Raw genomic sequence first — 8210 nt, forward strand, 5'->3', positions numbered from 1 at the left:
ATTAAAAAAGGTGAAATGACTATAATTAATTTACACTTTTTATTCTCCTTTTATCAAATATAATCAATATAGGTAACCAAAGTCGAAATTTATAGTTGGATGGTGAACACGATGAATGATTTACAAAAAGGGCACCTATTTAATATACTCTCTGTTCTCATGTTAGCTGTAGGGCCTTTATTGTCGAAGTTTGGATTGTCGCAAATCTCTCCCGCTAAAGCAGCACTGATAAATGTGCTCACAATTATAACAGCTTGTTTCTTACTAGGTCTTTTTACTAAAAATTATGTTAAACTTTATTTTGAAAAAAATATTATACTGCTAGCTCTTTTTAATTCTATAGGCATCATTTTTCTATTTTTGAGCATTGATTTACTTTCACCAGTGGAGATTGGTTTCCTGGGAAGGTTCTATACCGTGTTTGCAGTGATTTTATCTGTTATTTTTCTCAATGAAAAACTATCTAGAAAAGAAATAATTTTCATCATTATTGCTATTCTTGGTACGTTTCTGTTTGTTGAATCAGGTGGTAGTTACACCAACAATTTAATTGGTAGTTTTTTCGCTCTTTCATATACGTTCTTCTTTGCATTAACAAATATTTATATTAAAAAATCGCTGTCTAAAGAAAAGAGTTCTAACTCCATCATGTTTACTAATAATTGTATTTCGTTAATATTTGTAATGATCTATACACTAATCATTGGGGAGCTTTTTGATGGACATTATACATACGAAGGAGTTGGATATTTAATTATATCAACACTTTTCGGCGGATTCCTTGGAACATTATTATTATACGAAGCACTAAAGTATTTAAGATTTTCTATTGCTAATGTAACCAGAGCATTTAGTCCAGTATTACTTGCAGTTATCTCTTATCCTTTTTCCCAATTGAGATAACAATCAAAAATACATTAGGTGCCATTATACTGATTATCTCCATACTCTTACTAGCTATGGGTGATAATAAGAAAAAGAGGAAAGTTGTTGTAAGAACCAAAAATAAAGCATCATAAATAACTGGCACTAAATGGTTGTACTAATAGGAGTCGGATACCATATTCAACTAGATCATTACATCTAGGCTATAAATACAAACCTAGACCCATTAACTCTATTGATTAAGTAAAAGAAGTTAGGACTGAATTAATTGGACCAAAAAGGCGTTAACCCTCATTAGTTAACGCCTTCTTCTTTTAGCAAAAATTATTCTTACAAATCGTTGAATAAAACTATGCCAAATTTAAAGTTGAGTATCTCATCATTTTTTCTTATCTCCAAGCCGACATATACTTCTTTTTATATTTACTATCTTCTTCGTACTCAATTAATTCCATTGCTATTTCCTTAATTTGCTCATCTTTCACTTCATCATATAATTTCCTTAAGCCTACAATGAGATCATACCGAATCAATGTATAATTCTTTTCATCTATTCCGTTATTAAACCTGTCGATTATATAGCTGAGAACCATCTCTCTTTGCTCTTGTCCTGCTAATCCTACTTTCCAAATGGATTGTAAAGTGTGGCGGACTGTTACGAACTTTGAATCCTTTGTTACTTCCCACAAAGCAGGGAAATCTTGAAGCATTCTTTTTTCAGGGTCACTGATTGCTAAAGCAGAAAGAAACTGCCCTGCTCTTGCTCTACGGTGGTGATCACTGTCAGTGAGCCATTCTAACAATTGGTCCCAAACTTCATAAGCCCAATCAACGCTATCATTGGTTGCGTGAATTATATTTTGAAAGGCTTCATACTGTAAATTTTTGTCCTCCGATTCAAGATCTTCAAAATAAGACTTCGTAATATGATCCATTAAAACACCCCAAAATTGTTCAAATTTCAAAAGTTATCCTACTTCCGCTCTCACTCAAGTTTTTTCTTACTTGAAATCTATTTTAACACAATATTCCAATAAATTAGCTCCTTTAAAAATTAAAAATGGGTCACTGAGCCTCACTGAACGTCACTGAGCTTCACTGACTCATCTAAATGGCTCTCATCCCCTCTCAGAAGGTTTGGAGAATTTCTAATATGCTGATACAATCCAAACTATTCAAAAAACTTTATGGGAGGAATGAATTTTGTCTAAAAATCAAGTGAGGTTAGTTGATACTGATATTCACGAGCGTGTTCAATATCAAGACATTCTTAAGTATCTTGACGAACCCTTTAAACATTACATTGAAAATTGTCACTGGATTCAAGAAAAGCATATGCCTTATACACAACCAACTGTAGCAGGAGTAGACCGAGCAGATGCCGTAGTTCCTGATGGGCGCCCACCTGCAACAGACTTAGCTTTTATGCAAGAACAACTATTAGACGATTTAGATCACGAGTATGGGATTTTAACGAGTGCACTTGATCCGTCTCCATCGTCTATGCACGGTTGGTATGAAATGGCGACCGCTTTAGCATCTGCCTATAACGATTGGCAAATTGACAATTGGTTAGAGAAAGATGAAAGATTATATGGTTCCGTTCATATTAATGCAAATGATCGTGAGGGGGCTGTAAAAGAAATTGAAAGAGTCGGTTCACACCCGAAAATGGTTCAAGTACTACTACCAATTGATGACAACATGTGGGGTGATCCATATTATCATCCAATTTATGAAGCGTGTGAAAAACATAACTTAATGATTGGTATGCACCACAATGAACCGCCTGTTTATTACGGAAAGTGGCCAAGATATTTCATTGAGTGGCACACGTTAATTCCTACGGCTCATATGAAAATAATTACGAACATGGTCTTTAATGGCGTTTTCGATAAATTCCCAAACCTTGGACTGATGATGATTGAAGGTGGATTTACATGGGTTCCACACCTAATGTGGAAAATGGACCAACAATACCGAGACCTACGTCATGAGGTACCTTGGTTAAAGAGAAAACCAAGTCAAATCTTTAAAGAACAAATTCGTGTTACAACACAACCAGCAGAAGAACTAACGAGACAAGAGTTTGAATCGGTTGTTGAACAAATGGGTAGTGATGACATTTTATGTTTTTCTACTGACTACCCACATTGGGATTATGACTCCCCAACTCGTGCATTACCAAATATGGACCCAGAACTAAAAAGGAAGATTTTCGCTGATAATGCGAAATCATTTTACCCGAAGCTACCTAATTCTAAGGAGGGTAATTAATGAGAGAACAAGTTGTATGTAAAACGACTGATTTAGAACCTGGTGAGATGTTGGCATCTTATTTCGGAAAACAAAATGTATTGATTTGTCGAACATCAGACGGAGAATTTTATGCATTTAGAAACCAATGTACCCACCAAGGAGCCCCACTCGATAAAGGTATGGTTTGTGGTGCAACAACGGAAGAAAGTACGCCAGGAGACTACCATTACTGTAGAAAAGGTGAAATTATTCGTTGTCCTTGGCACGGTAGAGAATTTGATATAAAAAACGAAGGTAGAATGCTAGCCAACCCTGACAAAAAACTACCTGGGTTTAAATTAAGAATAGAAGATGATGAGGTCATTGTTTATAAATAAATATTAGAAGGTGATAAGACATGAACGGTTCTGAGAATGTAACTGATACTATTATTATTGGAGCAGGGCCTGCTGGTTTATTTGCAGCTTTCTACGGTGGAATGCGTGAAATGTCTGTTAAAGTAATTGACAGCTTACCTCAAGTAGGTGGTCAATTGATGGCCTTGTATCCTGAAAAATATATTTATGATGTAGCTGGCTTTCCAAAAGTATTAGCAAAAGATTTAATTCATCAGCTAGAAGAACAAGCGAAGCAATTTAATCCTGAAATATGCTTAGAAGAAAATGTCCAAGATGTTCAAAAGCTTGATGAACAACTTTTTAAAATAACAACGACAAAAGATGTCCATTATGCGAAGACAGTCATTATTACAAGTGGTGCCGGTGCCTTTCAGCCTCGCCGCTTAAAACTTGAAGAAGCTGACAAATACGAAGAGAACAACCTTCACTATTCGATTTCTGATCTTCAAGCATACAAAGGTCAAAAAGTATGCATTACAGGTGGAGGAGATTCTGCTGTCGATTGGGCATTGATGTTAGAAGGAATTGCCGATGAAGTAACACTTGTTCATAGAAGAAATCAATTTAGAGCCCATGAACATAGTGTCAATCAATTAAATGAATCTACGGTTCAAGTGAAAACACCTATGATCATTGATCAACTAATTGGCGATGACGAAAAAATCGAAAGCCTAGTGTTAAAAGAAAATAAAGGTGAAGCGACAGAAATGCTAGATATCGATACGTTAATCGTCAACTATGGATTCCTTTCAGACATAGGTGCTATGAAAGAATGGGGCTTAGCATTCGAGAAAAGTTCTATCGTCATAAATGAAAAAATGGAAACAAATATTTCTGGAATATATGCAGCTGGTGATATTACAACTCACGCTGGGAAAGTCAAACTGATCGCTTCTGGTTTCGGTGAAGCCCCGACAGCGATCAGTCAGGCGAAGCATTATATAAATCCAAATGTAAAAGTACAGCCACCACATAGCACGAGAGTATTAAGTGGCGTTTAGATCGATTGATTTTAAGAAAAACCAATCAAACAGAAGGAGAAAAAACAGATGACGATAAAACAAATGTTCATAGATGGAAAATGGATTGAATCTAATAGCGGTCAAACACGTGATATTATTAATCCATTTAATCAAGAAGTAATTGCCACTGTCACAGAAGGCGATGAATTAGATGCTAAAGCAGCGATCGATGCAGCAAGAAAAGCATTTGACCAAGGCGACTGGAGCACAACACCTGCAATAGAACGTGGCTATATTGTCCATAAAATTTCCGAACTAATTGAACGTGATCTAGAGGAATTGGCAAACTTGGAATCATTAGATACCGGCAAAACAGTTGAAGAAAGCCGTGGAGACATGAATGACATTGCTGGAGTTTTTCGTTATTATGCAGAGATTGCGGATAAAAATGGCGGTGAATTTATACAATCACCTGTCCAAATTCAGAAAGCTAGTCGTTCATGAACCTGTAGGAGTGTGCGGACAAATTACACCTTGGAACTACCCATTACTTCAAGCTTCATGGAAGTTAGCCCCAGCCTTAGTCACTGGTAATACACTTATTATGAAGCCAAGTGAAATTACACCGTTAACGACGATCAAAGTATTTGAATTAATGGAAGAAGCCGGGGTACCTTCAGGAGTTGCCAACCTTGTTATAGGACCTGGCCAGACAGTTGGTGCTGAACTTTCTAGTCATATCAATGTCGACTTAATTTCTTTTACAGGTGGAATTGAAACAGGTAAAAAAATTATGCAAGCAGCAAGTGTGAATGTAAAGAAGCTCGCACTTGAACTCGGTGGTAAAAATCCGAATATCGTCTTTGCTGATGCAGATTTTGATTTAGCCATTGATCAGGCAATGAACGCTGTATTTTTCCACGCGGGACAAATATGCTCAGCTGGAACAAGACTAATATTAGAAGAAAGTATTCACGATCAATTTATTGAAGCGTTGGTAGCACGTGTGAAAAATATTAAGATGGGTAATGGTTTTGATGAAAATACTCAAATGGGACCACTTATTTCTGCTGAACATCTTAAAAAAGTAGAAAAATACGTTGAAACCGGAATCGCAGAAGGTGCAACCTTAGCTGTTGGTGGTAAACGTCCAGATGATCAAGAACTCCAAGATGGATTCTTCTATTTACCTACCATATTTACAAACTGTACAACTGACATGAGCATCGTCCAAGATGAAGCATTTGGGCCAATCATTACGGTTGAAAAATTTAATACTGAAGTAGAAGCTATAAACTTGGCGAATGACTCCATTTACGGATTAGCTGGGGGCGTTTGGACTAACGATATTACAAAAGCCAAGCGTTGTGCTGCCAAATTGCGTATGGGAACCGTTTGGATCAATGAATTTAATTTATATTTTCCTCACGCACCATGGGGCGGTTTCAAACAATCAGGTATTGGTCGAGAACTAGGTAAACTTGGACTAGAAGAATATACGGAAGCGAAGCATATTTTCCACAATTTATACCCTGAACCTATTAACTGGTTCGGTAACTAAAAAACTCTAAAACCGTTGAAATAAATAATAGTAAAAAATGACTTGTGTCGTTACCCTAGCAAATATATAAGAACCATAAAAATCCCCCATAAACTGTCCAATTAGACACTTTATGGGGGATTCTCATATTAAGTCCATATTAATATGGAGATGGCGGGAATCGAACCCGCGTCCAAAGATATCGCCACTCAAGCTTCTACGAGCGTAGTCAGTATATTGTTATTCGCCAATTCTTCAGCCTACTGACAGGCTTCCGAATGGCTAGTCTGATTAGTCTCTTCTGAAGACCTCAGACGGTGGCCTTCAGCGTAGCCCGCTTCATTTGAGACCCTTCAATCTACCACACGGGCGATGGTAGGAAGGATCCTGTAGAACTGCTTACGCAGCTACAGCGAAATCGTTTTGTTTGCCAGTTATATTTAACTGAAATGACGTTGATCGAGTCGTCACCTCGGCTCGCTACTTAAGCTCGACCTATCCCTGTCGAATCCAAAACATCCCCGAGTAAAAGAATGTTTCTTCACCAAAATCATTTAGTATTCATTATTATAACATGGCAATAGTACTTTGAAAATGTCATTGTTTGGTATTAATAATCTTTTAATGCGCGTTCAACATCACGTTTCATCGCTTTTTGTTTTAAGTCTTCACGCTTATCATACTTCTTCTTACCGCGACCTATACCAATTAGAAGCTTAGCCACACCATTTTTAATATACATTTTAAGCGGTACTAGTGAGTAACCTTTTTGTTGGGTTTGGCCTATTAACTGATTAATTTCTTTACGATGAAGGAGCAGCTTTCTTGCTCTTGTCGGCTCATGGTTAAACTGATTACCTTGTGTATACTCTGAGATGTGCAAGTTATGAACGTAAACTTCGCCTTTATAAACGCGTGCAAATGAATCTTTCAAGTTGACACGTCCTGCACGAATCGATTTAATTTCTGTTCCTTTTAAAACCATTCCCGCTTCAAACGTCTCTTCTATATGAAAGTCATGTCTTGCTTTACGATTTGTTGCAATGGCGCCTGGATCTTTTTTTGCCATGGTCTTTCCTCCTCACTGCAAAGGTTATTTTACCAAAAAACTCGGTGCTTTTAAACTGTGATGACTGATTACGACAACATTTCCTAAATTAAATTCAAAATTTTAGTACATCATAATAGACAGTCCAACCTATTTTATGGCATTCTATGTAATTAGGAAACCGAAGTAAAGGGAGGATACTACTAAGATGATTGATACCATTCAAATTAGACCTTTAACAATAAACGATGAAGAAAAGATCGCGAATATGCAAACGGGCATTGAAGATGATTACGTCGTCCGTATATTTGAACGTTTAATTACGAGTGATGAACACGCATTATACGGCCTATTTTCAGATGACCAACTCGTTTCAGTTGCTGGTTATTCTGTCTTTAAAGGACAGTACGGGATGTTAGGACGTCTAAGAAGTGACCAACGTTATTTAGGTAACGGTCTTGCCACAACGATTATTGAGTACATCATCGAACAATTAAAACAAGATGACCAAATTAAATGGATTGGTGCTAATACACAACTGCATAACTTCCCAGCTTTACGTGTGTTAGAGAAATTACAACTACCTAGACTTGAGCTACTTCACCCAGCAGTATTAGTGGGTCAAAGCAAATTACCAGAGCCTACTGGTGAAGCATGGACGAAGCTTGAGACATTAGAAGAAAAACGTAAATGGATTGACCCGCTTCAACATGATGATTCAGTCATCTTCCCGTTAGAAGCTTACTATCCATTCCCAACGAGTCCTGAACTTTTTAAAGACGAAGACCTTGAGAAGTGGTCGTTCTTCGAAAATGAAGCTCAAGATCGTTTTGCTATAGTGAAATTTGATCAAAAGCGTGATCAATATGCTCATGTCGTGTATTTATGGGATGACTTATTCGAACAACCAGGATTAATGAAAACGTTATATGAAGAGCTTGAACAATTTAAAAAGCAGTATGGTGATGAGACGTACATTCGCTTTGATCTTCCAGATGAAACACGTAACAAAATACCAAATGATGATGCATTTAAGTTCCAAGACCCATGGATTTTACACGGATATTGGAAGTAAAGCTTTGTAAACAGAACTTCTATTTTGGAAGTTCTGTTTTTAA

Annotated in this window: 7 protein-coding genes, 1 other RNA gene and 1 pseudogene; 6 read left to right on the plus strand and 3 right to left on the minus strand. The window is 36.9% G+C overall.

Features of this window, described 5'->3' with window-relative positions; translation table 11 throughout:
• The first annotated feature begins 111 nt into the window (after window positions 1–111).
• Window positions 112–903: an EamA family transporter gene (locus tag A194_RS0112585; protein ID WP_017187185.1), complete on the plus strand. Its 792-nt coding sequence runs from the start codon at window positions 112–114 to the stop codon at window positions 901–903.
• Window positions 904–1274: 371 nt separating this feature from the next.
• On the opposite strand, the gene A194_RS0112590 is transcribed toward A194_RS0112585, so the two are convergent.
• Window positions 1275–1820, minus strand: a complete 546-nt coding sequence (locus tag A194_RS0112590; RefSeq protein WP_029425265.1) for a hypothetical protein — start codon at window positions 1818–1820, stop codon at window positions 1275–1277.
• Between the two features lie 268 nt (window positions 1821–2088).
• On the opposite strand from A194_RS0112590, the gene A194_RS0112595 reads away from it, so the two are divergent.
• The 4 genes and pseudogenes from A194_RS0112595 to betB all read left to right on the plus strand — a co-directional run bounded on the left by A194_RS0112595 (window position 2089) and on the right by betB (window position 6065).
• Window positions 2089–3162, plus strand: coding sequence for an amidohydrolase family protein (locus A194_RS0112595; RefSeq protein WP_017187187.1), 1074 nt, complete (start codon window positions 2089–2091; stop codon window positions 3160–3162).
• Window positions 3162–3521, plus strand: a complete 360-nt coding sequence (locus tag A194_RS0112600; protein WP_017187188.1) for a Rieske (2Fe-2S) protein — start codon at window positions 3162–3164, stop codon at window positions 3519–3521. Before A194_RS0112595 ends, A194_RS0112600 begins: the two co-directional genes overlap by 1 nt.
• Window positions 3522–3541: 20 nt before the next feature.
• Complete coding sequence (locus A194_RS0112605; protein WP_017187189.1) at window positions 3542–4543, plus strand: NAD(P)/FAD-dependent oxidoreductase; 1002 nt, start codon at window positions 3542–3544, stop codon at window positions 4541–4543.
• 48 nt (window positions 4544–4591) lie between these two features.
• Window positions 4592–6065: pseudogene (gene betB / locus A194_RS18415) on the plus strand (betaine-aldehyde dehydrogenase).
• A gap of 142 nt (window positions 6066–6207) precedes the next feature.
• Here betB and ssrA read toward each other — a convergent pair.
• Window positions 6208–6567: a transfer-messenger RNA gene (gene ssrA / locus A194_RS19860) on the minus strand.
• 87 nt (window positions 6568–6654) lie between these two features.
• On the minus strand, window positions 6655–7113 hold the full coding sequence (gene smpB / locus A194_RS0112615) for an SsrA-binding protein SmpB (RefSeq protein WP_017187190.1): 459 nt from the start codon (window positions 7111–7113) through the stop codon (window positions 6655–6657).
• Window positions 7114–7300: 187 nt separating this feature from the next.
• Between smpB and A194_RS0112620 the strand changes: the two genes are divergently transcribed.
• On the plus strand, window positions 7301–8167 hold the full coding sequence (locus A194_RS0112620; RefSeq protein WP_017187191.1) for a GNAT family N-acetyltransferase: 867 nt from the start codon (window positions 7301–7303) through the stop codon (window positions 8165–8167).
• Window positions 8168–8210: the final 43 nt, after the last annotated feature.

Origin of the sequence: Alkalibacillus haloalkaliphilus C5 (genome assembly GCF_000269905.1) — a bacterium.
Lineage (GTDB): Bacteria > Bacillota > Bacilli > Bacillales > Alkalibacillaceae > Alkalibacillus > Alkalibacillus haloalkaliphilus_A.

What these genes read in the sequence shown, in the direction of transcription:
- A194_RS0112600 (WP_017187188.1), top strand. Translation starts at nt 3,162, where the DNA reads ATGAGAGAACAAGTTGTATGTAAAACGACTGATTTAGAACCTGGTGAG.
- A194_RS0112590 (WP_029425265.1), bottom strand. Translation starts at nt 1,820, where the DNA reads ATGGATCATATTACGAAGTCTTATTTTGAAGATCTTGAATCGGAGGAC.
- A194_RS0112605 (WP_017187189.1), top strand. Translation starts at nt 3,542, where the DNA reads ATGAACGGTTCTGAGAATGTAACTGATACTATTATTATTGGAGCAGGG.
- A194_RS0112620 (WP_017187191.1), top strand. Translation starts at nt 7,301, where the DNA reads ATGATTGATACCATTCAAATTAGACCTTTAACAATAAACGATGAAGAA.
- A194_RS0112585 (WP_017187185.1), top strand. Translation starts at nt 112, where the DNA reads ATGAATGATTTACAAAAAGGGCACCTATTTAATATACTCTCTGTTCTC.
- smpB (WP_017187190.1), bottom strand. Translation starts at nt 7,113, where the DNA reads ATGGCAAAAAAAGATCCAGGCGCCATTGCAACAAATCGTAAAGCAAGA.